We start from the raw sequence: 25,743 nt of genomic DNA, 5'->3' as shown, positions 1-25,743 counted from the left end.
CTGACATGACCCGCTCATTACGCATCTTCTACATCGCCCTGTTCCTGGTGACGCTGTTGGTCCTGGGTCTGTGGTCGGTTCGCAGCTTCTTCGGCTTCAGCACCAACGCCGATGCGACGGTGCTCAATGGCCGCTGGACCAAGGCGGTGGAAACCCACTACGACGATGAATTCCCGATCAAGCGTCTGGGCACCAACCTCTGGGCCGCGCTGGATTTCAAGCTGTTCAACGAAGGTCGTCCGGGCGTCGTGCTCGGCCGCGACCAGTGGTTGTACAGCGATGAGGAATTCAACCCGATCGTCAACGAACAGCAGAACCTGCAAGGCAACTACGCGCTGGTCGAAGGCGTGCGCCAGACCCTGAAAGAGAAAGGCGTGAAACTGGTGATGGCGATCGTGCCGGCCAAGGTGCGTCTGTATCCGGAGCATCTGGATGAAGTGAAGCCTTCGAGCATTCACCAGAACCTGTATCAGGATTTCCACGCCCGTGTCGCGGCCGACAAGATCCTCGCCCCTGACCTGCTCGGCCCGCTGCAACAGGCCAAGCAGAACGGTCAGCAAGTGTTCCTGCGCACCGACACCCACTGGACGCCGGAGGGCGCCGAGATCGCCGCCAACACGCTGGCGAAAACCATTGCCGAGAAATTCCCGCTGAGCGGCGAGCCACAGCGCTTCGTTACCACGCCAGCAGAGAAGGTCACGCACAAGGGCGATCTGCGTCTGTTCCTGCCGCTCGATCCGCTGTTCGAAAACATGATGCCGGCGCCTGAGCCACTGCTCAAACGCAACACCGTTGCCGCCGAGCAACCTGCCGGTGACGACGCCCTGTTCGCCAACAGCGAAGTACCGGTCGCGCTGATCGGCACCAGCTACAGCGCCAACCCCAACTGGAACTTCGTCGGTGCGCTCAAACAAGCGCTGCACAGCGACGTCGTCAACTACGCCGAAGACGGCCACGGCCCGATTCTGCCGATGCTCAGCTACCTGAAAAGCGATGACTTCAAGAACAGCCCGCCACAAGTGCTGATCTGGGAGTTTCCTGAACGATATCTGCCTGTGAACAACGAAATCGGCGACGCCGACCCGCAGTGGGTCGCAGAGCTCAAACAAGCCGGCGCCCGCCAACAAAACGTAGCCATCAACACTAAATCCGAGACGCCCGATCGGGCGCAAAACTGAAAGAGAGGTACACCATGACTTTCACTACTACTCCTCGTCGTCTCGCTAAAAGCTTCGCACTGGTTGCTGGCCTCAGCGTACTTTCCGTCCCAGCCTTCGCCGGCGGCGACGCCGCGCTGTACGGCCCGACCGCTCCGAAAGGCTCGACCTTCGTGCGTGTCTACAACGCCAGCAACGCTGAAGTCAGCGCGACTGTCGGCAGCACCAACCTGAGCGACATCGCGCCACTGGCCAGCAGCGACTTCAGCTTCATGCCGGGCGGCGATTACAGCGCCAAGGTCGGCAGCCAGACCCTGCCGGTCAAACTCGCTGGTGACCACTACTACACCCTGGTCAACAACGCCTCCGGCGCGCCGCAACTGATCGAAGAACCACCGTTCAAGAACAAGCAGAAATCCCTGGTGCGCGTGCAGAACCTCAGCGACAAATCGCTGACCCTGAAAACCGCCGACGGCAAGACCGAAGTGGTGCCGAACGTCGCTGCCAAGGGCCGTGGCGAACGTGAAATCAACCCGGTGAAAGTCAGCCTGGCGCTGTACGAAGGCGACAAGAAAGTCGGCGACGTGAAACCGGTCGCTCTGGAGCGCGGTGAGGCAGCGGTGCTGTACGTCACCGGCAACGGCAGCAACCTGTCGCCAGTCTGGGTGAAACGCCCGGTGTCGACTCGCTAACCAATTTCCCGCAGAGACGCTGATCCCTGTAGGAGCTGTCGAGTGAAACGAGGCTGCGATCTTTTGATTTTGAAGATCAAGATCAACAGATCGCAGCCTTCGGCAGCTCCTACAAGGGATGCGGCGTCTTCGGACACGAGACAAAAACAAGAGTGAAACGACACAACGTTCGTTGCTCTAACCAAATTGATTTTATGGAGTAAACACTATGATTCCGGTGATCTTGTCAGGTGGTAGCGGTTCGCGTCTGTGGCCTCTTTCGCGCAAGCAATTCCCCAAGCAATTCCTCGCCCTGACCGGCGAACACACGCTGTTCCAGCAAACCCTCGAGCGCCTGGTGTTCGAAGGCATGGACACGCCAATCGTGGTCTGCAACAAAGAGCACCGTTTCATCGTCAACGAGCAACTGGCCGCGCGCAATCTGGAATGTCAGCGCATCCTGATGGAACCGTTCGGCCGCAACACGTCGCCGGCCGTGGCCCTGACCGCGATGATGCTGGTCAATGAAGGTCGTGACGAACTGATGCTGGTGCTGCCGGCCGACCACGTGCTGGAAGACCAGAAAGCCCTGCAACGTGCGCTGGCCCTGGCGACTGTCGCTGCCGAGAACGGCGAGATGGTCCTGTTCGGCGTGCCGGCAACCAAACCGGAAACCGGCTACGGCTACATCAAATCCACTGCTGATTCGCTGCTGCCCGAAGGCGTCAGTCGCGTCTCGCACTTCGTCGAAAAACCGGACGTCAAGCGCGCCACCGAGTACGTCGAATCCGGCGGTTACTACTGGAACAGCGGCATGTTCCTGTTCCGCGCCAGCCGCTTCCTCGAAGAACTGAAAAAGCACGATCCGGACATCTACGACACCTGCCTGCTGACCCTTGAGCGCAGCCAGCAGGACGCCGACACCATCACCTTCGACGAAGCCACCTTCGCCTGCTGCCCGGACAACTCCATCGACTACTCGGTGATGGAAAAAACCCAGCGCGCCTGCGTGGTGCCGCTGACCGCCGGCTGGAGCGATGTCGGCTGCTGGTCGTCGCTGTGGGAAGTCAACGAGAAAGACGCCAACGGCAACGTCAGCAAAGGCGATGTGGTCATCCAGGACAGCAAGAACTGCATGATCCACGGCAACGGCAAACTGGTCTCGGTGATCGGTCTGGAAAACATCGTCGTGGTCGAAACCAAGGACGCGATGATGATTGCCCACAAGGACAAGGTCCAGGGCGTCAAGCAGATGGTCAACACCCTCAATGCCCAGGGCCGCAGCGAAACCCAGAACCACTGCGAAGTCTATCGTCCGTGGGGCTCGTACGACTCGGTGGACATGGGCGGGCGTTTCCAGGTCAAGCACATCTCGGTCAAGCCGGGCGCGTGCCTGTCGCTGCAGATGCACCACCACCGCGCCGAACACTGGATCGTGGTCAGCGGCACCGCCGAAGTGACCTGCGACGAAAACGTGTTCCTGCTCACCGAAAACCAGTCGACCTACATCCCGATCGCCTCGGTGCACCGCCTGCGCAACCCGGGCAAGATCCCGCTGGAAATCATCGAAGTGCAGTCGGGTTCGTACCTGGGTGAAGACGATATCGAGCGTTTCGAAGATATCTACGGCCGCTCCACCCCGATCGAACGCGGCGTGTCGGTGAAAACCATCGCGCAGTAATCGCCTGCTGAAACAAGAAGCCCTCGTCCAGCCCGTTGCGTTCCCTATCCGCAGCGGGCTGGGCGGGGGCTTTTTTCGTTTAGCCGAAGCCAGAGTTTCGGCGAGGTCTGTTCATCCACTTGTCTTCGGCGGTTGCGCCATCAATCGCATGAACACCCTGCAACGGCGCTGTAAAACCGGCAACCAGCAGTTGTTGCGCCCATGGGCTCGGTGTTTCACCGTGTTCTGCAAGCCGTGCTTGATGCCGTGCAGACGATGCTGGGTTCAACGACTGAAAGCCTAATGTGGGTGTACTCGAAGGCGGTGACAACGGCGCATGGACGGGGGTAGTCAAAACTCTGTGTTGAATACGCGTTTGCGCTTCTGAAATATCCATCACGTTGCCCAGGGCAATACTCGCTGCTCCAACCAGCTGTACGGCAGGACTGGAGGCGTGCATCAATAATTTCCCTCCGATCTTGAAGCCCGTGGCTACAGCTCCCCGTCTTGCAGCCAATACGTTGGGATCTTCGACGGGGCTGTTGAACGCGACAGACAAAGGACCCATTACCCGACTGGTAGCCTCCTCTCCCACAACTCTGTTCATCGCTGATGAAACCAGCTCGCCGGAGTGATAAAGAACAGCACCGGAGGGCGACGCCGTGTTCGTCCGGGCGGCAGCGATAACGTGCGCCTGATGTGTGTTGAGCACGGAGTTGTCCCGGGCTCCCAGCTCTGCCAGCGCTACCGGTATTTCGCGGCGGTAGGCCTGGACGTCGGGATTTGGATCATTCTCGAAGTAACGGCGCACTGGCTGCATGCCGGCGGCTTGCACGGGATTGACCAGTTTCTTGTCGGCAAGATCGTGATACACCCGGTCGCCAGCACGCTTGTCGGGCTTGTCGGGCTTGCGCCCGTCGCTGTCCCTGTAAGTCATTGGGTTGTTGCGCAGCGCGCGGTAGCGATTATGGCCGTCGATCGCTCCACCAGGATCGCTGTTCAGCCAGCGTTGCAGCCACGGGACGTAATAGCGAAACCCGTAATAGTAAAGTCCCGTGGCGTCACGTTCCTTTGCCGAATACCGCGCGGTCTTGTAGCTGACGTCGGGTTCTTCGGCCCACGCCGTTGCACCGAATGGATAAAAATGCTCGCGGCTGATCAGTTGCGCATCCGCGTCCAGCTCAAGACTGATTGAGCCCAGATGATCATTGAAACTGTATCGGTAGAGATTATTGAGGCCGGTCGGCGATGGGCTCTGCCAATGCAGGACGCGTACGATATTGAGTCCGGTCCGCACGATGATCACCTGCAGGCTCTCACCGGTGCCGGTATCGGTGCGTAATTCCAGCGCTGGCAGATAACGCACCTGTGCAAGAAGACTGCGTGCAGAGGCCCGTGACGAACGCGTCTTGCATACCCGCTGACCGGCGCCGTCATAGAGATAGCTTTCACGATCATCGGCATCTGTTCGGCGTGAGACGACCACGACCGAGTCCAGCTGGCAACGCAGATTCCACTGCAACCGGCGTCCCTGATCCAGCAACAGCAAATTACCCCGCGAATCGAAAGCTGCAGCGATCTCTGCTTCAGAGGGCGGCTTACCGTCATGCCACGGCAAACACCGATTGCTAAAGCGTGCGGCCTGCAGTTGATGACCTGGACTTTGTTGGCCGACGTGAGTCAGCCCGCGCAAATTGCCGCCGACGTCGTAATGATAACGCTGGCTGTAGTTGGCGACAGCGGTCGGCCCGCCACCGCCAACGCCGGCCTCCCAGCCAGTGGCATGGGACAACTGATAAAGACTGTCATAGCGGTAACGACTGACCGGCTCGATACGCTGGTTGGCGAACCAGCGCACGGGCAATGCCTGGTCTTCGATACTCGTTACATTGCCCATCGGGTCGTAGGCGTAGATCAGATGCTGCAGCACATTGCCTAGATTGTCCTGAGCATGGCGCGTGAGCAGGCGGCCGTCTTCGGGACGGTAGCTCAGCGTAGTCAGCACGCCGTTGCCTGCCAGTTCATGAGTGACTTGTCCGTAAGCGTCGTAGCGAATATCACTGACGACCGAATGGTTCTGAGTCTGAAGTTTGAGCCGTATTTCAACTGCGCGTAACTGGCCGTGGAGAGTCAGTGCGAAGGCCTGCCGATTGCCACCGGCATCGAACTGTTCGAGCACAGGTCCCAGCGGGGCATAGCGCCATTGTGTGGTTGCCCCTTGAGGTTCGAGCAACTTCTGTCGATCGGCGATAGCCTCTGGCCAATCCGCGGCAACCGGCTCAAGCGTGAAGTGACGGATGTTTTCACTGCACTGCCCGGTGATCGCAAACTGCGAGAACAGAACACTGCCACCGGGATCGTCATGACGAATCACTTGACCGAGCTGATTGCGCAGCGGATCGCCCGCGCCGGGGCGGCCATAGGCAAGGCGCTCGGAACAACGGCGAGGTACGCCGGTGCCTTCCTCGAACACCGCGACAGGTCGCAACAAGTCATCGTATGCAATTTCGCGGCATGTGCCACGGCTGTCCCAGTTGCACAACGTCTGGCCGGCCAAACCGGGCAACTGGACCTGGACTCCCGCATCGGTACTGTCCGAGCGCAGCGCGATATCGTTCAAGGCATGGACAGTGGTGAGGCTGGCGGGCGCTTGTGGATCATTCGCCTGCAACGCCCACAATCGCGCATCCCATTGTTTGACTGCACGGCCGGCGTTGTCGCGCAACGTCCGCTCGATCCGGGGCTCGCTTGCCAGCGCCGCATCGGCGCGCCAGTAGTTGACGCTGAGGATGGCCAACCCGCGCGGATCGTTCACGGCAAGCGTTGGCGTATTGCTGTGGATGCCCATAGTGCGTCAACGTCCCAGTGTGCCCTTGGCTCATGAGAGCAAGCGCGGAATCGCATTCCTACTGTCAGAAATTACAGTCCCGACCAACGGTGCGCACAAACTCGTCCCGAATACCCATTGCGCCAAGCCTTCGGTAGGATGGGGCTCACTCACCCACGGAGCGCTCACGCATGTTCATCGGCATCCTGCTGGTCATTACCTGGTTGATCCTGCTGCTGCGCTACCCGGCCAAGGCCTTGCCGGTTTCGGTAGCCGCTGCGATTGGCCTGGGTTTCGTGGCCATGTGGGTGGTGTGGCTGGACAACCGCGAGATCAAGCAACTGGCGCGCCTGGAACTGCGCATTGCCTACGCTCCCGAGCAATGCCCGGCCGACCGTCCGCTGCAATTGAAAATGAACAATGGCAACAATGTGCCGCTGACCGAGCTGCGCTGGCGCATCGCCGCTTATGCGCCGGGTGATACGGTCAACCTGGCCGACAATCAATACACTGCCCCACGCTATCGCGGCCCCGGCGAATTGCAGGCCGGCGCGACCTGGGAAGACTGCTTGCCACTGCCGCCGCTGCGCCCCGGCTATCGCCCGCAAACCCTGGAGTTTCGCGCCGAGCATTTGCAAGGTAGTTTCTCCGACTGATCCCCTCCCCCGACTGTTTGCACAAGGAATGCGCCATGCCCGTTGCGTTGATTACCGGTTGTTCCAGCGGCATCGGCCGCGCCCTTGCCGACGCGTTCAAAGCCGCTGGCTACGAAGTCTGGGCCAGTGCGCGCAAGGCTGAAGATGTCAGCGCGCTGAGCGCTGCCGGTTTCACCGCTATCGAGCTGGACGTCAACGATGGCGCCGCGCTGGAACAACTCGCCGAGCGCCTCCGCCAGCAACATGGCGGCCTCGATGTACTGATCAACAACGCCGGTTACGGCGCGATGGGGCCACTGCTCGACGGCGGCGTGCAGGCGATGCAGCGCCAGTTCGAGACCAACGTGTTTTCGATTGTTGGCGTCACCCGCGCGTTGTTTCCGCTGCTGCGTCCGGCCAAGGGGTTGGTGGTGAATATCGGCAGTGTGTCGGGTGTGCTGGTCACACCGTTTGCCGGCGCCTACTGCGCGTCGAAAGCGGCGGTGCATGCGCTTAGCGATGCATTGCGCATGGAGCTGGCACCGTTTGGCATCCGTGTGATGGAAGTCCAGCCCGGTGCGATTGAATCGAGTTTTGCGAAGAATGCCGGACATGAAGCCGAGCAGTTGATCAACGAGCAATCGCCGTGGTTTCCCCTGCGTGAAGGCATTCGGGCACGGGCCAAGGCATCGCAGGACAAGCCAACACCGGCCAGTGAGTTTGCGGCTGAGCTGTTGAAAGCGGTGCGGCAGAGCAAGCCGCCACGGCTGGTTCGCATCGGCAACGGCAGCCGGGCGTTGCCGTTGTTGGCGGCGTTGTTGCCGCAAGGGTTACTCGAATCGACGTTGATGAAGCGCTTCGGGTTGCGCGCCAAGCTCTGATCCCCAGTCGTTGCGACCAGCGGTAGCCAGACCTGTCAGAGTTGACAGTAGGCGCCCTCTAAGCGAAGGCCTATCGTGAGTTCAAGCCAGGTGAATAGTGTTAAGACAGCGTTAGCGCCCGGCGAGTAAACCGACCTCCCGACAACCGCGCAGGGACGTATATGGCAATCGCAGAGAAGGCCGCGAACATCAGGGCGACAATCGACGCTACATGGGGACGCGGCCAAGGCAAACTTCAACTTGACGATATATTCCAGGACGACCCGACGAAGTCCCGGCCCCTCACGGGGTCAACGCTGCTGCGCGATAAATCGTTGCTGGTCACCAGTACCTTCGACAAAGGCGTCTTCTTCATTTCCAAGCTGAACCACTTGGGTGCCGTAGACCTGGCGTTTGGGGTCGCAGGGCGTGTCACGGGTTCGTTCCTGGCCAATGAGCAGGCCTCTGGCGGGCCGATTGCAGAAGGTGCCGATGGGCGGCTGTTCATGGCAGGCAGCACAGCCAATGAGCAATCGAACGAGGTTAGCGCTGCGATTCTCTGCCTTGACAGCAAAGGCAATCGAGTGAGCAGCTTTGGCGAGAATGGCCAAGTCATCATCGATCCCCCAAACACACAACGGCTTACGAAAAAAGGCCCGGCATTCGTCTTCGCGCTACCCGATGGCAGCGTTATTGTCGGCGTTGATTACCACACGCCTGACGTGCTCAGGGCGCACCTTTACAAATTCGATGCGCAAGGCGCACCCGTGAAGGCATTCGGCACAGATGGCCGAGTTGAAATTAATCACGGGATGCCGCATGCATCGACTTCACTCAGCGACGGTTGCGTGCTCGACAATGGACTCTTGTTATTTGCAGGCTACGAAAAATACGAGCCCGACGTGAACACGGACGGTCTCCTCGTGATGTTGAATTCAGACAGTGGCGCGCTCCATGAGAGTTTCGGCCTCTCGGAAAGACCCGGGGTTGTGGTAGTCCGGTACAACTTCATGGGTGCCGAACTCAATACTGTGAGACAGCGAGCCCCTGATAGATTTACGGCATCTGGCTACACCAACATGGGCAGCGGTGTCAGTGAGCGATACGGCATGTTGTTCGCCTTCGATGAAAAAGGTAAGCCCGATTTTGACGTTTTCGGCAGTCCGAATGCCATGCCACTCCCACCAGCTCTCGGCAGCGACAGGCGAGTCAACTGGGCGGACCATGTTCCTTTCGCTGATAACATCGTAGTTTCTGGTGGAGACGAGAAGGGCAATTATATTGCCTGTGTGAAAACCCGGAGCGGTGGCTACAACTCCGATTTTTCAGACGCGGGTGGCGTCATCCATCGCGAGGAGACCACCGACTCGCTCTCCAGGCTTCATTATCAGCAGGCCCCAGGCAAATTGATTGTTGCCCTCAACATCAATCCAGAAAACCCTCTGGGTTGTCTGTATCGCTACAACATTTCCCAGTAGCTGGAAGCATCACCGCGTCGCCCGGTTCAGGGGCGACGCCGTCGATCACTTGTCTGCCAGGTCCTGCTTCACCACTACCGTGCAAGTAATCCCCGCCGCCAGCAACACGCCCTCTGGCACCTCATCAATATGAATCCGCACCGGCACGCGCTGCGCCAGCCGCACCCAGTTGAACGTCGGGTTCACGTCGGCAATCAGTTCGCGGCTTTCCGGGTTGTCGCGGTCGTAGATCCCGCGCGAAATGCTTTCGACATGACCCTTGAGCACTTCGCCGCTCATCAATTGCATGTCGGCTTGGTCACCGACTTTGACGTGCGGCAGTTTGGTTTCTTCGAAAAAGCCGTAAACCCAGAACGAGTTCATGTCGACCACGGCCATCTTCGCTTCGCCGATACGTGCGTAATCGCCGCGATGCACATTGAGGTTGGTCACGTAACCGTCCACCGCCGCACGCACTTCGGTGCGTTTGAGGTTGAGTTCGGCGGCTTCCAGTTGCGCCTGGGCGTGTTGGTAATCAGCCAGTGCGGCGTCGGCGATGTTGCTGGCGTCGTCGCGGTTCTCTTTAGAGATCACCAGATTGTCGAGGTCGGCGCGGCGATGGGCGTTGACCTTGCGCATTTCCCAGGTCGACTTGCGCGAAGCGACCAGTGACTGCGCCTGCTTGACCGCAATGCGGTAGTGCTCGGGGTCGATGCGCATCAGCAGATCGCCCTTTTTCACCAGTTGGTTGTCACGCACCGGCACTTCGACCACTTCGCCGGTGACGTCGGCGGCAACGTTGATGATGTCGGCGCGAACGCGGCCATCGCGGGTCCACGGCGTGTTCATGTAGTGCTCCCACAACGTGCGGCCAATCCACAGCGCCAGGGCCAGCACCAGCAGAGTCGCGAGCAGGCTGAAAAACTTTTTCATCAAGATGTTCTCAACGGTAGACAGTCAGCGCCATGGCACCGAACAGACAGGTAAACAGGCTCAGGCGCAGCAGCGCCGGGTGCCAGAAAAAGCGGTACAGGTCGAACCCCGAGAGGAAGCGGTCAACTGCCCAGGCCAATCCCGCAGCAATGAAAAACATCAGGGTCATGGTCGGCATGTACACGCCGTGGAAGGCGATTTCACGAGGCATGGGCAAGTCCTTCGGGCCTGGCGGGAGCGAATTCGGCCAGGGGTGATTGCGGGTCGAGCAACGAGGTGCGGATGAAGTGCAGATAGCTCTTCACCCGCCGCAACGCCGAGGTATCGAAGTGCGGCGCGAACGGCTCATCGGTGGCGGCGACGCGGCTGATCGCGTGATCGACCGCCACCAGTGCGCGCTCAAGATTGCTCGCGTTCGGCTGCAAGAACAGCCGCACCAACGCACGCCCCATCACGCGGATTGCCTGACGCCACGGCTGTGATTCGGCATACGCCGGGTGCACCGGCAGGATCGCCTGCTCCTTGCGCAACTCGATGATCGCGTGGCCGACTTCCAGCACCACGAACATCCAGCGCAGCAGACTCTTCTGCACCTTCGGTTGCCCTGCCGCGAGGCCATAGGCCTGATGCAGCAGATCGCGGGTGCGGCTCTCGAAACTCGAGGCCAGGCCTTTGAGTTTTCCACTGATCGCATAGACCACTTGCCCGCGCAGATCCTGCTCCAGGCGCTGCCACAGCCAGCGACTGTTCGGCGGCAGAATAATCGCCCCCGCCGCAGCACACACGAGCATCCCCATGACCATGGCGATGTAGTCGTTGATGAAGGTGTAGGGGTTGTAGATCGTGAGATTGTCCGGCACTGAACCGGTGCTGAAAAAAATCAGCAGGCCCAGTCCGACCCCGGCGTATTGCGGCCGCGAGGCGAGGAACGAACCGAGCACGATCACCGGCGCGAGCATCACGCAGAGCAAGGGGAAACCGTCGATCCACGGGAAGATGAAAAACATCTCGACGAAGCCGATCAGCGCGCCGAGAAAAGTCCCGCACGCCATTTGAAAAGCCATGCGTTTCGGGTTCGGTGTGGCGGCGGAAAGACCGACGGTGGCGGCGGCGATCAGGGTCATGGTCGCCCCGCTCGGCCACGCGGTGGCGACCCAGTAACTGCCCAGCACAATCAGAATGAACGAGGCGCGGATCCCCGAAGCGGCCGCCGCCCACCAGTTGGTTTGCGGGGTGAACGGCTCGTCCCAGCGTTCGCGTTCGTGACGATGCTCGCCCAGCGACGCGTGGGTCTGCGCATAGCTGTGCAGGTCATCGACGAAGCGGTAGAGCAATTCATAGGCGGTGTGAAAATCCAGTTGTTCGGCTTCGCTCGGAGCAGTGTCCTGAAAGATCCCGCGCAGGGTTCGGACACGTGCCGGCAGACCTTCCTTGTAGCTGGCCAACGCGGTCGCCAAACGAGCCGCATCAGGGCTGGTCAGCGCGCGACCGCTGAAGCCGTCGAGCACTTCGGCGAGGTCCTGCAAGCCCGGTTTGATCGCCGCAACAACATGTTCTTCGCCATTGCCGCGCAGGCGTTCAAGCAATTGATGCAAGGCGTTGAAGCGCGTGGTGATGCCCATGAACTCGCTGTTCAAACGACTCAGACGACCGTTGCGCCGGCGCATGTGCGGGTCTTCGAACACGGTCACGCTGCGCAGCCCTTCCAGGCCGACGGCTTCAGCAATGAAGCGCACGTTGCTGGCTTCGAACGCTTCGGCTTTGCTGCGCCCGCGCAAGCCGTCGGTGACGAAGAGCGCGAACACACCGAAGCGCTGATACAAGGCATTGCGCATCGCCGCACTGGCGGTCTGCGGCAGAATCGCCGCGCTGATCAGCGTCGAACAGAGAATCCCCAGCGAGATCTCCAACACCCGCCACACTGCCGCCATAAAGGCGCCGTCCGGGTGCGCCAGCGCCGGCAGACCGACCATCGCTGCGGTGTAACCGGCGAGCACAAATCCATACGCGCGAAAGTTGCGGCAACGTGCGGCACCGGCTGAGCAGATGCCGACCCAGATCGCCAGCGAGCCGAGAAACAGCTCCGTGTTCTGCGCGAACAAAGCGATCAGCGTGACCATCATCGCCGACCCGGCCAGTGTGCCGAGCAAGCGATAGAAACTCTTGGCGAACACCTGGCCGCTCTGCGGCTGCATGACGATAAACACCGTGATCATCGCCGTGCGCGGTTGCGGCAATTCCAGACGCATCGCCAGCCATAGCGTGAGAAACGCGGCGAGCAACACCTTGAAGATATACACCCAGGTCACGCCATCGCTGCGTGCCCAGTCGAAAAAACCGCGACGCCATTCCAGGGAATGGAGCCAGCGCAGGGGGGCGGGCAAGGACGTCATTGAAAATACTCAGGCATGCAATGCGGACTCGAAACCTGTGGGAGCGAGCCTGCTCGCGAAAGCGCAGTCTCAGGCAACATGTTCATTGACTGATACGCACCCTTCGCGAGCAGGCTCGCTCCCACAATGGATGCTGTGTTCAACGCAGGAGCGCCGGGGTTTCCGGGGCCTGGGTCTGCTCGGCTGTCGGCACGTCATTACCCGCACCGAGGCCTCCCCCCAAGGCAGTCACCAGCTCAGCATGCGCACTCAATCGCGCGGCCTGCACTTGCTGCTGAACCTGCTGCTGCTTGAACAGCAAGGTCTGCGCATTGAGCACATTGAGGTAATCGGTGAGGCCGCGTTGATAAGCGATCATCGCGATGTCGTAGGTTTTCTGTGCTGCGGCCACGGACTCGGCGACGAAGTCCTGCTGCTTGTCCATCGACTCGCGGCGGATCAACTGATCGGAAATGTTCTTCAGCGCGTTGATCAGAGTCTGGTTGTAGTGCGCCACGGCGATGTCATAACCGGCCGCCGCTTCGCCCAGTTCACCACGCAGTCGGCCGCCGTCGAAGATCGGCAACGAGATCGCCGGGCCGACGTTGTAGTTGAGTTTCTTGCCGGTCAAAAACTCCAGCGCGCCGCCGCCAGTGGCCATGTAGCCGAGGCTGCCGACCAGATCGACATTGGGGTAAAACCCGGCGTGAGCGACATCGATACCGCGCGCCTGCGCCGCCACTTGCCAACGACTGGCGACCACGTCCGGACGCTGCCCGAGCAGTTCGGCGGGCAATGCCGTGGGCAACTTCAACGGCGCCGCGAGGGACAGCGTCGGCCGTTGCAGTTGCGCCGCAGCGCCCGGGCCTTTACCGGCCAGCGCTGCAATCTGGTTGCGGCTAAGGGCGATTTCCTCGTCCAGCGCATCGAGTTGGCGATGGGTTTCCGGCAGCGGCGCTTCGGCCTGGCTGACTTCGAATTGCGTGCCGATACCGCCGCTGAGGCGTTTCTGCGCCAGATCGAGAATCTGCTGTTGCTGCTGGAGCGTCGCCGCGACGATGTCGCGCTGGGCGTAATGCAGCGACAACTCGATGTAGGCGCGGACCAGATTGCTCTGCAGTTCCAGCTGCGCCAGTCGCGCCTCGGCCACGCTCACATGGGCCAGATCCACCGCGCGTTCACTGGCATTGCGCTCGCGGCCCCAGAGGTCGAGGGCGTAGCTGAAGCCGAGCGCGGCGTTGTTGTCCCATGTGGTGGTGTTGGCCAGTTCGCCGGGGCCGTAGAACTGATCGGTCGGCCAGTTGTGTCGCTTGAGGGTCGACTCGCCATTGATCTGCAACGCCCCGGCCGCTTCGGCAACACCGGCCATGGCCTTGGCCTGACGCACCCGCGCAGCTGTCATGGCCATGCTCGGGCTGCCTTGCACGGCGAGGTCGATCCAGCGATTAAGTTGCGCATCACCAAACGCCTGCCACCATTGGGCGCTGGGCCAGTGGGCGTCTTTGGCGGCCTCGGCAATGGCCGCGTCGGTGGCCAGTGAATCGGCCGCGAGTGCCTCGCCGTGAGGGGCAATGCCTTGGGTAGAGATGCAGCCGCCGAGAGCCAGGGTTAAAGCCAGAACACTGAGCGGCAAAAGCGCTCTGTTGATGCGACGCGGCACAGCTGCGAATTCCTGAGAAAGGGATCAATCGAGGGACTTGTGTAGGAGCTGCCGAAGGCTGCGATCTTTTGATCTTTTTAAAGACAACATCAAAAGATCGCAGCCTTCGGCAGCTCCTGCAGGGATCGGCGCAATTCTATGGAGCTGCCTCTGCGGCGATAAGCTGGGATTTCTGTGAATCTTTGTTACGGTTAACGAGATAATCCCTTGGTCGGGGGTCTCAGCCCCTGAAACTTCGTGTCACAATTTGCCATCTCCCTTGAGAGCACCCCATGGACACTTTGCAAAACATGCGCGCCTTCAGTTGTGTTGCCGAAGCGGGCAGCTTCACCGCCGCCGCCGTGCAACTGGACACCACCACCGCCAACGTCTCGCGCGCGGTCTCCAACCTCGAAGCCCATCTGCAAACCCGTCTGCTCAATCGCACAACCCGGCGCATCGCCCTGACCGAAGCCGGCAAGCGCTACCTGCTGCGCTGCGAACAGATCCTCGCCTACGTCGAAGAAGCTGAAGCGGAAGCCAGCGACGCCCACGCGCGCCCGGCCGGCCAGTTGAAAGTGCACACCATGACCGGCATCGGTCAGCACTTCGTCATCGACGCCATCGCCCGCTACCGCAAGACCCACCCCGACGTGACCTTCGACCTGACCCTGGCCAACCGCGTGCCGGACCTGCTCGACGAGGGCTACGACGTGTCCATCGTGCTGGCCAGCGAACTGCCCGACTCGGGCTTCGTTTCGCAGCGCCTGGGCATCACCTACAGCATCGTCTGCGCCTCGCCGGCGTACGTGAAAGCCAACGGCGCCGCACAGAAACCCAGCGACCTGCTCAACCACGCCTGCCTGCGCCTGGTCAGCCCGGTGATCCCCCTGGAGAAATGGGCCTTCGACGGCCCGGACGGCCAGGAAACGGTCACCATCAACAGCTCACCATTCCTGGTGAACTCCGCCGACGCCATGAAAACCGCCATCACCAGCGGCATGGGCGTCGGCGTGCTGCCGGTCTACGCCGCCATCGAAGGCCTGCGCAACGGCACCCTGGTGCGCGTGATGCCGAACTACCGCTCGCAGGAACTCAACCTCTACGCGATCTACCCGTCGCGGCAGTACCTGGATGCCAAGATCAAAACCTGGGTGGAGTACTTGCGTGGGTCGTTGCCGGAGATATTGGCGGCGCATCAGGCGGAATTGGTCGCGTATGAGTTGAGCGGGAGTCTGGCTGGCGCGCGCGTCGCCACCTGACTTTAAACACCGCTGACTTCGTGCAGGAGCTGACGAGTGCAACGAGGCTGCGATCTTTTGATCTTGTTGTTTAAAAATCAAAAAATCGCAGCCTACGACAGCTCCTACATCGCGGTGTTTTCAAGGAAGTTTCCGACAGGTTTTGCAGGTTGTCCGTCGGAAGAGCGCTGGCTAGGATTTGGCGGTTGCTGACGAATCAGCGACCGGGTCTGGAAAACCCGCAGGATCACAGCGCATGACATAATGCCGCGCTCTTTCAGCGCCGGTATTCAGTTATGGCGGCTGTACGTGGGAGACCTTCGGGTCTGCCGGGTTTGATTCTTTGCCGGTTTTTCCAGTCCGCGTACAGCTGCCCCCCCTTTCGCCTGGAAAACGAAAAATGGCAGCTCCATAAATCCAAAAGGATCTTTGCCATGTTCAAACCCACACCCAATCCCCCCGAATCCGCAAGCACCTCCCCCTACCAATCCCCCGACTCAACGAAACTCCACGACGCCGCCGAGCGTGCGCTGGATCACTCCCTCAAACCGTCCGCCAGCGCGCAGCAAAACCACAAACCCAGCACCATGTTCCAGGTCGCCCCGGACCAGGACAACGAAAGCCTGCTGGCCCACGCCTGCGAATCCCTCGCCTCGGCCAGCATCATGAGCAGCGACATCGCCGCCCACGTCGACAGCCCACAACGGCACACGATATTGGCCATCCAGCAGGTGATCATGCTGGCGGAACTGGCGGTGAACCGCGTGCTGGATAACTACGAAATCCATCAGCTCCCGTCACGCAGCTGACCTCCCGGGAGCGAGCCCGACCGCGAGGGCTTCGGCACATTCAACATTCGAGGTGTCAGATAAACCGCTTTCGCGAGCAGGCTCGCTCCCACAGTTTGAATCGAGTACATCAGCGAGAAACAGGTCGGCTGTCAGGCCGCCTTCGCTGGCAAGCCAGCTCCCACAGGGACGGGGTGAACCTGGCAGAGATGGGTTGGCAGTGGAGACGCTTTCGCGAGCAGGCTCGCTCCCACAATTCTGGATCGTGTACATCAGCGAGATATGAGTCGGCTGTCAGGCCGCCTTCGCTGGCAAGCCAGCTCCCACAGGGACGGGGTGAATCTGGCAGAGATGGGTTGGCAGTGGAGACGCCTTCGCGAGCAGGCTCGCTCCCACAATTCTGGATCGTATACGTCAGCAAGATATGAGTCGGCTGTCAGGCCGCCTTCGCTGGCAAGCCAGCTCCCACAGGGACAGGGTGAATCTGGCAGAGATGGGTTGGCAGTGGAGACGCCTTCGCGAGCAGGCTCGCTCCCACAATTCTGGATCGTGTACATCAGCGAGATATGAGTCGGCTGTCAGGCCGCCTTCGCTGGCAAGCCAGCTCCCACAGGGACAGGGTGAATCTGGCAGAGAGAGGTTGGCTGTGGAGACGCTTTCGCGAGCAGGCTCGCTCCCACAGTTTGAATCGAGTACATCAGCGAGAAACAGGTCGGCTGTCAGGCCGCCTTCGCTGGCAAGCCAGCTCCCACAGTTTGAATCGAGTACATCAGCGAGAAACAGGTCGACTGTCAGGCCGCCATCGCGAGCAGGCTCACTCCCACAAAAGCAAAGGCAAAGCAGCGCAGCTGCCCGCGGCGCAGCCGCCCCACTCAACAATGAGCGCAAGCTCGAGTGCTTTTGATCTTGATCCACCGGCGACGTCGGAAGGCTGAGTGGAGGGATTGATCCGGGCGTGGGAGCGCAGCGACCGTACGACGCAGTCGTACACAGCGAGTGTAGGTGCAGCGAAGCAAACCGGAGCCGCTGCGCCCGGATCGATCCCGCAGCGAAGGAACCCGAGCCTGCGAGGGCCGAACGCAGGAGCTAGCGTTTTTTGCTTACTTTTTTAGGCGCTTGTAAAAAAGTAAGTCGCCGTCAGGCGAAACCGCCAGCCGCCGCACCGAAACCTTCGGATATTCACACCAGACAAACCAAGGCATGGCCGGCCCAGAGGCCGCCAAGACAACCCGAGCGAGAAAATGTTAGCGTGCTTGCAATCAAGCCCCGACGAGCCCAAGCCCAATGAAAAAAACAGTCCTGGCCTTCAGCCGCATCACCCCGCCCATGATCGAACGCCTGCAAGAAGAATTCGACGTCATCGTCCCCAACCCCAAGACCGGTGATATCAACGCCCAGTTCAACGAAGCCCTGCCCCACGCCCACGGCCTCATCGGCGTCGGCCGTAAACTCGGCCGCGCACAACTGCAAAGCGCAACAAAACTCGAAGTGGTCTCGAGCGTCTCGGTCGGCTACGACAACTACGACCTCGACTACTTCAACGAACGTGGGATCATGCTCACCAACACGCCCGACGTGCTCACCGAAAGCACCGCCGACCTCGCCTTCGCCCTGATCATGAGCAGCGCCCGCCGCGTCGCCGAACTCGACGCCTGGACCAAGGCCGGGCTATGGCAGGCCAGCGTCGGCGCCCCGCTGTTTGGTAGTGATGTGCACGGCAAGACCCTCGGCATCGTCGGCATGGGCAACATCGGCGCCGCTGTCGCCCGGCGCGGACGCTTCGGCTTCAACATGCCGATCATCTACAGCGGCAACAGCCGCAAGACCGAACTGGAACAGGAACTCGGCGCGCAGTTCCGCAGCTTGGATGAGCTGCTGGCCGAAGCCGATTTCGTCTGCCTGGTAGTGCCGTTGAGCGACAAGACTCGCCACCTGATCAGCCATCGCGAACTGGCGCTGATGAAGCCGAGCGCGATCCTGGTCAACATCTCGCGCGGCCCGGTGGTCGACGAACCGGCACTCATCGAAGCCCTGCAAAACAATCGCATCCGCGGCGCCGGGCTGGACGTCTACGAAAAAGAACCGCTGGCCGAATCGCCGCTGTTCCAGTTGAAAAACGCCGTGACCCTGCCGCACATCGGCTCGGCCACCACCGAGACCCGCGAAGCCATGGCCAACCGCGCCCTGGCCAACCTGCGCAGCGCCCTGCTCGGCGAACGGCCGCAGGATCTGGTCAACCCGCAAGTCTGGCGCGGCTGAAAAAAGGGCCGGCGCAACATTATGCCGGCCTTCACCTTACATAACTTGCAACCGAACAAAAACGCCAGACCAAGTAACAGCAATATAAGCTCTCGCAACTTATCAACTTATTGATTAATTGCCATGGAGAGCCAACCTCGTGAACACCCTGACCACCGACAAACTCATTCGTTACAGCAAAGTCATCTTGATGGCTTATATAAGTTTCTTTGGCCTGCTGGTGATGATCCATAACTTCACTGACTATGAGTCCAACTACACTTACGTTGCACATATCCTGAGCATGGACACCACCAACGCCAGCGAAAACATCATGTATCGGGCCATTGATTCGCCGATGATCCATCACCGGATCTACTGGTTCATCATCACCATGGAAGTCATCTACACCGTGCTCTGCCTGATCGGCACTTACCAGTTGTATCGCTACATCGATGCCTCGCCAGCGGTATTCCATGAAGCCAAGAAGTTTTCGATCATGGGTATATTGGTCGCCATCTTCATTTATTACGTGTGCCTGCAAACTGTAGGTGTCGAATGGTTCGACATGGACACTTCGCAATCCTGGAATGCCAAGGACTGGACAAGGCATATTGTCGACTTCATCTTCCCGGTGATGATCTACATCACTTTGAAAGTTGAGCGCTGAGTATCAGCGCTCGTTTTATCAAGCCAACTTCCCTTGAGCCGCAGACAACAGCACTTTCGGTTTACGAAACACCAGCACGTTGCCCAACATCACCAACACCAGCCCGACCAGCGCCGGTGCGGTCCATTGATAACCTTCGGCAAACGCCGACACGTTCAGGGCCACCACCGGGAACAGCACCGTGCAGTAAGCTGCCCGCTCCGGGCCCATGCGCCCGACCAGCGTCAGGTACGCGGTGAAGCCGATCACCGAGCCGGGAATCACTAGATACAACAGCGCACCGACATATCGCGGCGACCAGTCCATGGTGAAGGGTATGCCGTTGAACAGACACCACACCGTCAGCATCGCCGCGCCGTAGGCCATGCCCCAGGCGTTGGTGGTCAGCGGTCTGAGGCCGGCCTTCTGTTGCAGGCTCGAAAGCATATTCCCCGCTGAAAAACACAAGGTGCCACACAACGCCAGACCCAGCCCCAGCAGGGTTTGCGGACTGGCCTGATGCCCGGCCAGTTCCGGCCAGAACAACAGCCCCAGACCTGACAGCCCCAACGCACCGCCCAGCAACACGTTGCGGGCAATGCGCTGGCCGAAAAACACCCGCGCATTCAGCGCGTTCCACAACGTCGCCGTAGAAAACACCACCGCCACCAGACCGCTGGGTATCCACTGGCTGGCCGTCAGAAAGCACATGAAGTTCACACAGAACAGACAGAGCCCTTGGGCCACACAGATCAAGTGGCCCCGGCGGTTCATCGGTTGCAGACGCCGGCTGAGCAGCAAGAGGGCAAACAACACCAACGCAGCCAGGCCGAAGCGATAGACAATCGACACCGGGATTTCGACCACGCCCAATTGCCATTTCAAGGCAATCCAGGTGGTGCCCCAGATCAGCACGGTCAGCAGGTACAACGACAGGTTCATGGCCAACACTCCTTAAACAGGCCTTGAGTGTCTGCCTCGGGCAGCCTTCGACGCTTGCACAATCTTGCGCTTTTGTCTGGCGGCAGGCTGGCAGCGCGGCGTCTACGGAGTAGGATGCAAGGCGTTGGAGAGAACAGAACATGGCTGCTATCGATACCCTGCAAGTCTTTCAAGCCCTCAACCGCTCGCCGAATGCACGTCTGGTGCACAGCGCCGAGCTCGGTGACGGCATGTCTGCGGCTTTGTGGACCAACCACCACGATGCCCAGGAATACGAAGCGCCAAGTCATCACACGCTGTCCTGCTACGTCGCCGGCGGCACCGGCACATTCCGTCGTGGCCAGCCGGGCCGCAAGGGCGGGCCGGACAAGCTGTGCATCCTGCCGGCCGAGCATGAATCGGGCTGGGTAATCAATGGCGATATTCGTCTGGCGCACCTGTATTTCAGCGCCGAACAATTCGCCCTCGGTTGCGTGACTTTGCTCGATCGGGAGCCGCGCGAGATGCAGTTACGCGAACAGACTTTTCTTGAAGATCCGCAGCAGGCGCAGCGCTTTCGGCAGTTGCTGAACCTGAACTGGCAAGAGCCGGCCGAGCGCTTGCTGACCAGCAGCCTCGCCCATGAATTGATCAGCCACACCTTGCTCAGCCAGGTGGGTGCGCGACAGGGCTTGCGCTTGAAGGGCGGACTGGCGCCACATCAGCGCCGACAACTGGTGGAGTTCATCGACAACCAGTTGAGTGAAGCCATCAGCCTCGGGCAACTGGCCGGGCTGTGTGCACTATCGGAATATCACTTTGCGCGGATGTTTCGCCTGAGCTTCGGCCTGCCGCCGCATCAATATGTGCTGGCGCGGCGCTTGAGCCGGGCGCGGGAATTGTTGCGCGGCACGGCGCTGCCCTTGGGGGAGATTGCGCTGGCGTGCGGGTTTGCCAGTGCGAGTCATTTTACTAATCGGTTCAGGCAGGTTTTGGGTGGGACGCCGGGCGAGTATCGGCAGGCGTTTTTGCGTTGAGCCCTTTTCCCCTCACCCCAGCCCTCTCCCAGAGGGAGAGGGGGCCGACCGAGTTGTCTTGCACTGTACGTCGACCTGAAACACCGAATCGATTATGGATTCAAAGCAACACATTCAAGTCGGTGTACCTCTGGAATATCCCACGGTCAGCCCCCTCTCCCAGAGGGAGAGGGGGCCTACCGAGTTGTCTTGCACTGTACGTCGACCTGAAACACCGAATCGATTATGGATTCAAAGCAACACATTCAAGTCGGTGTACCTCTGGAATATCCCACGGTCAGCCCCCTCTCCCAGAGGGAGAGGGGGCTGACCGAGTTGTCTTGCACTGTACGTCGACCTGAAACACCGAATCGATTATGGATTCAAAGCAACACGTTCAAGTCGGTGTACCTCTGGAATATCCCACGGTCAGTCCCCTCTCCCCTCCGGGAGAGGGCTAGGGTGAGGGGCTTTTGATCTTGCCTCAAAACTCCAGCGTGCTGGAAAGCGAAACCTGCCGCGAATCCCCCATCGACACAAAAAAGCGGCTCGCCGAAGAGGTGTAATAAGTGCGATCAAACAGGTTCTTCACGTTCAACTGAAACTTGACCTTCTGCCCCTCAACCGTGGTGTCGTAAGTGGCAAACGCATCCGCCACGGTATAGCTCGGCAGGTCAAAATCATTCACCGCGTTGCCGGCACGCTCGCCGACATAGCGCGCGCCCGCCCCGACACGCAACTGATCGCCGCCAAACACATTGCCGAAGTCATACACCGCCGACAGCGAGCCGGAATTCTTCGCTACGTTTTGCAGGCGCTTGCCTTTGTATTCCGGGTCTTCGGTGACTTCGGCATCGGTGTAGGCATAGCTGCCGATGAGGTTCCAGTGCTCGCTGAGTTGCCCGCTCAGGTCGACTTCCAGCCCGCGTGAACGCACCTCGCCAGCGGCGCTGTAGATCGTCGTCGGACCTTCGGAGTTGGCCACCAGTACGTTGCGTTTCTTGATGTCGAACAACGCGATATTGCCGGTGATGCTGCCCGGCATATCCAGCCGCGCACCCAGCTCCCACGACTTGGCTTCTTCCGGCGCGATGCTGCCGTCGAGCACGGTGCTGCTGCCGCTCAGCGGGGCGATGGTCGAGTTGGGTTTGAAGGATTCGGTGTAGCTGCCGTAGAACGACAAGGCGTCGGTGTAGCGATACACAAGACCGGCGCGCGGCACCCACTTCTGCCCATTGCTGTCGGTATTGACCTTGAACGGCACGCCTTTGCCGGCGTACTGGTCGTACTCCTGAAAACGTCCGCCAGCGACCAGAATCCACTGCTCGTTGAGGTGAATCGAATCCTGCAGGAACAGCGAATCGCTGCGCAGTTTGTCGGTCTGCGCGCTGTCGGGCGCACTCACCGTAGTGCCCATCACTTCGCGACCATACACCGGGTTGAGATAGCTGAACGTGGTCAGGCTTTTCTGCCGGATCAGATCCTCGCGGTAGATCTTGCGATATTCGTCGTCGACGCCGAACACCAGATCATGCTGCATGCCCAGTACATTCACCTTGCCTTCGAGGCTGGCGGTGGTGAAACGATCGGTGCTGATCGCATTCTGGGTGCCGTCCATGCTGCGGGTCAGTGTGCCTTTGTTGGTGTCGATCGCAGTCACGCGCACTTGGCTGGCGTCGTAGGTTTCGCGGTTCCAGCTGAAGCCGAAGTGGGCTTTCCAGTCGTCGTTGAGTTCGTGGTCGGCTTCGAAATGGTAGAGGTCCGAGCGCCCTTCCATGTCGTTGAACGGCTCGTCGAGACGCTGTTTGCGCGAGATATCCAGCGGATGGTTGGTGCGCGGATCGATCAGCGTGCCACGGTCGAAGGGGGTGAGAAACTCGCGGTGCTCGTAGGCGAACAGCAGCTTGGTGCGCTCGCCGTACCAGGCCAGCGACGGTGCGATCAGCGTCTCGCGATGGGTGCCGAAGTTGCGCCAGTAATCTTCGTCTTCATGATCGACGACCATGCGATAGGCGAAGCCGGAATCGCCCAGGCCCCCGGTGCTGTCGAAGGCGCCGCCGCTGCCATTCTTGCCGTCACCGTAGGTCGAACCGCGCACGGTCACGGCGTTGTACTGGGTCAGTTCCGGCTTCTTGCTGACCAGGTTGACCACACCACCCGGATCCTGAATCCCGTAGAGCAACGAGGCCGGGCCTTTGAGCACTTCGACGCGATCCACGGTCGCGTTCATGCCACGGCCCTGCACCAGCGGCATGCCGTCGCGCATAATTGAGCCGTTGCGATTGTCACCGAAACCGCGAGTCATCACCGAGTCCTGGGTACTGCCCAAGGTGTTGCCCTGGGTGATGCCGCTGACATTGGCCAGCGCGTCATCGAGATTGCGCGGCGCCTGATCGCGAATGACCTGCGCCGGGATGACATTGACCGTCTGTGGAATTTCTTGCAGCGACGCCGATGAGCGCATCACCGAACTGGTTTCCGGCGGCTGATAGCTCATCGATTCGTCGCGCGTGGACGTGATGGTGGTGGCGCCGAGATTGAGCGCCCCTTCGGTCGGCATCGGCTCCAGCGCCAGGGTATGACTGTCGGTGCGGCGAAAGCTCAGGCCGGAATTGCCGAGCAGGCGTTGCAGGGCCTGTTCGGCGCTCATCTGGCCGTTGACTGCCGGAGCATTGAGGCCGTACGGCGCTTCATCGGTGTAGACCACGCTTTGCCCGGTCACGCGGCTGAAGTCGCTCAGGGCTTGCGGCAACGGTTTCGCGGCGAGGGCAAAATTGAATTGCTGTTGCGCCTGATTGCTCACCGCTTCTGCCGCCAGCGCGATACTCATCGGCAGCAATGCCAACGCGGAAAAACTCAACGCCGACATGCCCAACCACTGTTTGACCGAACCGGATTTTGCCCTGGACTTCATTGCTCAATGACCTGTGTAGAACCGCAACGGATGCGAATGGCTCGCAGTTTCAGTCACTACACGGATGGGGCTCGGGGTTACCTCACCTTTAATTTGAAAATATTTTGCGGGGGATTTGTTGCCTGGGCTGACGCCTTCGCGAGCAGGCTCGCTCCCACCTTTGAAATGCGTACCCTGTGGGAGCGAGCCTGCTCGCGAAGAGGCCGGCAGCCTCAGCGCAAAATAATCAACTGTCCCATCACCCGATGCTGCTCAAATCCCAGTACCCCTTGCAGCGAATTGAGCACCGCTTGCGGATCCTTGCTCGGGAAACTGCCGCTGACCTTGCGCGCCGCCAGCTCATCGTTGAGCAGCACAATCCGCCCCGGGTAATAGCGGCGCAGATCCTCGACGACATCGGCCAGCGTGGTCTTGTAGTAGGTCAGCCAACCCTGACGCCAGGCCAGTTGCGCTTCACTGTCCACGCCATGCAGTTTTTCCGCTGAGCCCTCGGCGTAGGCAACTTGCTGACCGGCCGTAAGAATCTGCTGTTGGCCATGCTCATCAGCCGTCACCGCGACACGCCCGGACAATACCGTCACTTGCGCGCCATGGAGTTGCCGGCGCACTTCGAACTGGGTGCCCAGCACCCGCGCTTCGCCCTGCTCCGCCGCCACCACAAAAGGGTCGCCAGTGTGAGTGACGCTGAAGAAAGCAGCACCTCTGATCAATTTCACGCGGCGCTGACCGTGACTGAAATCCACAGCAATCGCACTGTCGGCATCCAGTGTCACTTGCGACTGATCGGCCAGAGTCACCGTGCGGATTTCTCCAGGTGCCGAGACATGATCAGCGCGCAGATCGTCGAGCCAGCGCTGCGCCTGCCACCCGGTGCCGAGGCTGACCATCAGCAGCAGACACGCGGCCAGCGCCAGCGCTCCAGACCAACGCAACATCGGCGAACGACGCGGGGCGTCCATCGCCTGCAGATAACCTTGCAGCGCAAGCGTATCTTCCTCGGCCAGCGTGCGCGCGGGGCTTTCGCTGAGTTCCCAGATCACCTGCGCCTGCGCGTACGCTTCGGCATGGGCCGGGTCGGCGCGCAGCCATTGGCTGAAGGTGAGTTGATCGCCAGTGCTCGGGCGGTCGTGCAACAGGCTCAGCCAGGCCAGCGCGGCCTGCTCCTGGGCCGGCGTCGGTGTGATCGGATCGGATGGCTTCACGGTGCTTTCCCTGGCAGGCGTGGCGCGGGGTCGCGCAGGCTGGCCTTGCAGGCCTCGAGGGCGCGCATCATATGTTTTTCCACGGCACTTTGGGACAGGCCCATGGCCTTGGCGATCTCGGCGTACTTGCGCCCGTGAATGCGATTGAGCAGAAAGATCTGCCGGGTACGCTCGGGCAAGGCGCGCAACGCGGCTTCGACATGGCGCAGATCGTTGCCCGCTTCCAGCGCGGCCTGAGGCTCACTGCCGTGGCTGTCGGGTTCGTCCGGCTGCCAGCCTTCGTTGACCCGCGTGCGCGTGCCTTCACTGCGAAGATGATCGATGGCGATGTTGCCGGCGCAGCGCAGCAGATAGGTGCTGAGTTCTTCGACCTGCACCAGCGGCCGCCGCCAGAAGCGCAAAAACAGATCCTGGACCAGATCCGCCGCCGTCGCCCGACAACCGACGCGGCGGTTCACCAGTGCTTCCATTTGCGCACGCTGGGACAGAAACACCTGAAGAAAATGCGCACGCGCGCCACGCGCTTCATCGTCACGCGATTCCGGCGGCAGACCGATCAGCAC

At 60.4% G+C, this 25,743-nt stretch carries 20 protein-coding genes; 11 read left to right on the top strand and 9 right to left on the bottom strand.

The genetic code is table 11. The features are described 5' to 3' along the window. The first annotated feature begins 5 nt into the window (after positions 1-5). The 3 genes from AB4N41_RS13500 (at position 6) to AB4N41_RS13490 (ending at position 3,509) form a co-directional block, all read left to right on the top strand. Positions 6-1,178 carry an alginate O-acetyltransferase gene (locus AB4N41_RS13500; protein WP_110646400.1) on the top strand — a complete coding sequence of 391 codons (1,173 nt, stop codon included), beginning with the start codon at positions 6-8 and terminating at the stop codon, positions 1,176-1,178. Between the two features lie 14 nt (positions 1,179-1,192). Further along, positions 1,193-1,849, top strand: coding sequence for an alginate O-acetyltransferase AlgF (locus AB4N41_RS13495; RefSeq protein ID WP_095180418.1), 657 nt, complete (start codon positions 1,193-1,195; stop codon positions 1,847-1,849). A 208-nt stretch (positions 1,850-2,057) separates the two neighbouring features. Further along, complete coding sequence (locus AB4N41_RS13490; RefSeq protein ID WP_024011673.1) at positions 2,058-3,509, top strand: mannose-1-phosphate guanylyltransferase/mannose-6-phosphate isomerase; 1,452 nt, start codon at positions 2,058-2,060, stop codon at positions 3,507-3,509. A 79-nt stretch (positions 3,510-3,588) separates the two neighbouring features. Here AB4N41_RS13490 and AB4N41_RS13485 read toward each other — a convergent pair whose 3' ends face one another. Then, complete coding sequence (locus AB4N41_RS13485) at positions 3,589-6,336, bottom strand: RHS repeat domain-containing protein (RefSeq protein ID WP_252877483.1); 2,748 nt, start codon at positions 6,334-6,336, stop codon at positions 3,589-3,591. A gap of 170 nt (positions 6,337-6,506) precedes the next feature. On the opposite strand from AB4N41_RS13485, the gene AB4N41_RS13480 reads away from it, so the two are divergent. The 3 genes from AB4N41_RS13480 (at position 6,507) to AB4N41_RS13470 (ending at position 9,288) form a co-directional block, all read left to right on the top strand. Continuing rightward, entirely contained in the window at positions 6,507-6,971 is a 465-nt protein-coding gene (locus AB4N41_RS13480; protein ID WP_056783040.1) for a hypothetical protein, read from the top strand. Between the two features lie 35 nt (positions 6,972-7,006). Then, complete coding sequence (locus tag AB4N41_RS13475; protein WP_252877482.1) at positions 7,007-7,831, top strand: SDR family oxidoreductase; 825 nt, start codon at positions 7,007-7,009, stop codon at positions 7,829-7,831. 161 nt (positions 7,832-7,992) lie between these two features. Continuing rightward, positions 7,993-9,288 carry a hypothetical protein gene (locus AB4N41_RS13470; RefSeq protein ID WP_252877481.1) on the top strand — a complete coding sequence of 432 codons (1,296 nt, stop codon included), beginning with the start codon at positions 7,993-7,995 and terminating at the stop codon, positions 9,286-9,288. Positions 9,289-9,333: 45 nt separating this feature from the next. On the opposite strand, the gene AB4N41_RS13465 is transcribed toward AB4N41_RS13470, so the two are convergent. The 4 genes from AB4N41_RS13465 to AB4N41_RS13450 form a co-directional block, all read right to left on the bottom strand. After that, on the bottom strand, positions 9,334-10,200 hold the full coding sequence (locus AB4N41_RS13465) for an efflux RND transporter periplasmic adaptor subunit (protein ID WP_095180415.1): 867 nt from the start codon (positions 10,198-10,200) through the stop codon (positions 9,334-9,336). Between the two features lie 10 nt (positions 10,201-10,210). Continuing rightward, positions 10,211-10,411, bottom strand: coding sequence for a DUF1656 domain-containing protein (locus AB4N41_RS13460; RefSeq protein WP_016771611.1), 201 nt, complete (start codon positions 10,409-10,411; stop codon positions 10,211-10,213). After that, positions 10,401-12,593, bottom strand: coding sequence for an FUSC family protein (locus tag AB4N41_RS13455; protein WP_252877480.1), 2,193 nt, complete (start codon positions 12,591-12,593; stop codon positions 10,401-10,403). The genes AB4N41_RS13460 and AB4N41_RS13455 overlap by 11 nt, the downstream gene beginning before the upstream one ends. Positions 12,594-12,732: 139 nt before the next feature. Next, the gene (locus AB4N41_RS13450; RefSeq protein WP_252877479.1) at positions 12,733-14,232 is read right to left on the bottom strand and encodes an efflux transporter outer membrane subunit; all 1,500 of its coding nucleotides are present in this window, start codon (positions 14,230-14,232) and stop codon (positions 12,733-12,735) included. Between the two features lie 272 nt (positions 14,233-14,504). Between AB4N41_RS13450 and AB4N41_RS13445 the strand changes: the two genes are divergently transcribed. The 4 genes from AB4N41_RS13445 to AB4N41_RS13430 all read left to right on the top strand — a co-directional run bounded on the left by AB4N41_RS13445 (position 14,505) and on the right by AB4N41_RS13430 (position 19,148). Continuing rightward, positions 14,505-15,473, top strand: a complete 969-nt coding sequence (locus AB4N41_RS13445) for a LysR family transcriptional regulator (RefSeq protein WP_024011667.1) — start codon at positions 14,505-14,507, stop codon at positions 15,471-15,473. Between the two features lie 413 nt (positions 15,474-15,886). Further along, the gene (locus tag AB4N41_RS13440; RefSeq protein ID WP_041479475.1) at positions 15,887-16,261 is read left to right on the top strand and encodes a DUF6124 family protein; all 375 of its coding nucleotides are present in this window, start codon (positions 15,887-15,889) and stop codon (positions 16,259-16,261) included. A 1,263-nt stretch (positions 16,262-17,524) separates the two neighbouring features. Next, entirely contained in the window at positions 17,525-18,499 is a 975-nt protein-coding gene (locus tag AB4N41_RS13435; protein WP_252877478.1) for a 2-hydroxyacid dehydrogenase, read from the top strand. A gap of 139 nt (positions 18,500-18,638) precedes the next feature. Beyond that, on the top strand, positions 18,639-19,148 hold the full coding sequence (locus AB4N41_RS13430) for a DUF2165 family protein (protein WP_460137834.1): 510 nt from the start codon (positions 18,639-18,641) through the stop codon (positions 19,146-19,148). Between the two features lie 18 nt (positions 19,149-19,166). Here AB4N41_RS13430 and AB4N41_RS13425 read toward each other — a convergent pair whose 3' ends face one another. Continuing rightward, positions 19,167-20,069: a DMT family transporter gene (locus AB4N41_RS13425; protein WP_252877476.1), complete on the bottom strand. Its 903-nt coding sequence runs from the start codon at positions 20,067-20,069 to the stop codon at positions 19,167-19,169. 140 nt (positions 20,070-20,209) lie between these two features. Here AB4N41_RS13425 and AB4N41_RS13420 point away from each other — a divergent pair, with 140 nt between their 5' ends. After that, positions 20,210-21,085: a helix-turn-helix domain-containing protein gene (locus AB4N41_RS13420; RefSeq protein WP_252877475.1), complete on the top strand. Its 876-nt coding sequence runs from the start codon at positions 20,210-20,212 to the stop codon at positions 21,083-21,085. Positions 21,086-21,548: 463 nt separating this feature from the next. Here the strand turns inward: AB4N41_RS13420 and AB4N41_RS13415 are convergent, their stop codons facing one another. The 3 genes from AB4N41_RS13415 to AB4N41_RS13405 all read right to left on the bottom strand — a co-directional run bounded on the left by AB4N41_RS13415 (position 21,549) and on the right by AB4N41_RS13405 (position 25,743). Next, the gene (locus AB4N41_RS13415; protein ID WP_460137833.1) at positions 21,549-23,978 is read right to left on the bottom strand and encodes a TonB-dependent siderophore receptor; all 2,430 of its coding nucleotides are present in this window, start codon (positions 23,976-23,978) and stop codon (positions 21,549-21,551) included. Positions 23,979-24,190: 212 nt separating this feature from the next. Then, on the bottom strand, positions 24,191-25,180 hold the full coding sequence (locus AB4N41_RS13410; RefSeq protein WP_252877473.1) for a FecR family protein: 990 nt from the start codon (positions 25,178-25,180) through the stop codon (positions 24,191-24,193). Then, the gene (locus AB4N41_RS13405) at positions 25,177-25,743 is read right to left on the bottom strand and encodes an RNA polymerase sigma factor (protein ID WP_016771621.1); all 567 of its coding nucleotides are present in this window, start codon (positions 25,741-25,743) and stop codon (positions 25,177-25,179) included. Before AB4N41_RS13405 ends, AB4N41_RS13410 begins: the two co-directional genes overlap by 4 nt.

It is taken from the genome of Pseudomonas sp. S2_A10 (genome assembly GCF_054668465.1).
This window is presented reverse-complemented; position numbering and strand designations above follow the sequence as displayed.

Bases quoted from the DNA above. Each gene is read 5' to 3' on its own strand.
- AB4N41_RS13500 (WP_110646400.1), top strand. From the start codon at position 6: ATGACCCGCTCATTACGCATCTTCTACATCGCCCTGTTCCTGGTGACG.
- AB4N41_RS13495 (WP_095180418.1), top strand. From the start codon at position 1,193: ATGACTTTCACTACTACTCCTCGTCGTCTCGCTAAAAGCTTCGCACTG.
- AB4N41_RS13490 (WP_024011673.1), top strand. From the start codon at position 2,058: ATGATTCCGGTGATCTTGTCAGGTGGTAGCGGTTCGCGTCTGTGGCCT.
- AB4N41_RS13485 (WP_252877483.1), bottom strand. From the start codon at position 6,336: ATGGGCATCCACAGCAATACGCCAACGCTTGCCGTGAACGATCCGCGC.
- AB4N41_RS13480 (WP_056783040.1), top strand. From the start codon at position 6,507: ATGTTCATCGGCATCCTGCTGGTCATTACCTGGTTGATCCTGCTGCTG.
- AB4N41_RS13475 (WP_252877482.1), top strand. From the start codon at position 7,007: ATGCCCGTTGCGTTGATTACCGGTTGTTCCAGCGGCATCGGCCGCGCC.
- AB4N41_RS13470 (WP_252877481.1), top strand. From the start codon at position 7,993: ATGGCAATCGCAGAGAAGGCCGCGAACATCAGGGCGACAATCGACGCT.
- AB4N41_RS13465 (WP_095180415.1), bottom strand. From the start codon at position 10,200: ATGAAAAAGTTTTTCAGCCTGCTCGCGACTCTGCTGGTGCTGGCCCTG.
- AB4N41_RS13460 (WP_016771611.1), bottom strand. From the start codon at position 10,411: ATGCCTCGTGAAATCGCCTTCCACGGCGTGTACATGCCGACCATGACC.
- AB4N41_RS13455 (WP_252877480.1), bottom strand. From the start codon at position 12,593: ATGACGTCCTTGCCCGCCCCCCTGCGCTGGCTCCATTCCCTGGAATGG.
- AB4N41_RS13445 (WP_024011667.1), top strand. From the start codon at position 14,505: ATGGACACTTTGCAAAACATGCGCGCCTTCAGTTGTGTTGCCGAAGCG.
- AB4N41_RS13440 (WP_041479475.1), top strand. From the start codon at position 15,887: ATGTTCAAACCCACACCCAATCCCCCCGAATCCGCAAGCACCTCCCCC.
- AB4N41_RS13435 (WP_252877478.1), top strand. From the start codon at position 17,525: ATGAAAAAAACAGTCCTGGCCTTCAGCCGCATCACCCCGCCCATGATC.
- AB4N41_RS13425 (WP_252877476.1), bottom strand. From the start codon at position 20,069: ATGAACCTGTCGTTGTACCTGCTGACCGTGCTGATCTGGGGCACCACC.
- AB4N41_RS13420 (WP_252877475.1), top strand. From the start codon at position 20,210: ATGGCTGCTATCGATACCCTGCAAGTCTTTCAAGCCCTCAACCGCTCG.
- AB4N41_RS13415 (WP_460137833.1), bottom strand. From the start codon at position 23,978: ATGAAGTCCAGGGCAAAATCCGGTTCGGTCAAACAGTGGTTGGGCATG.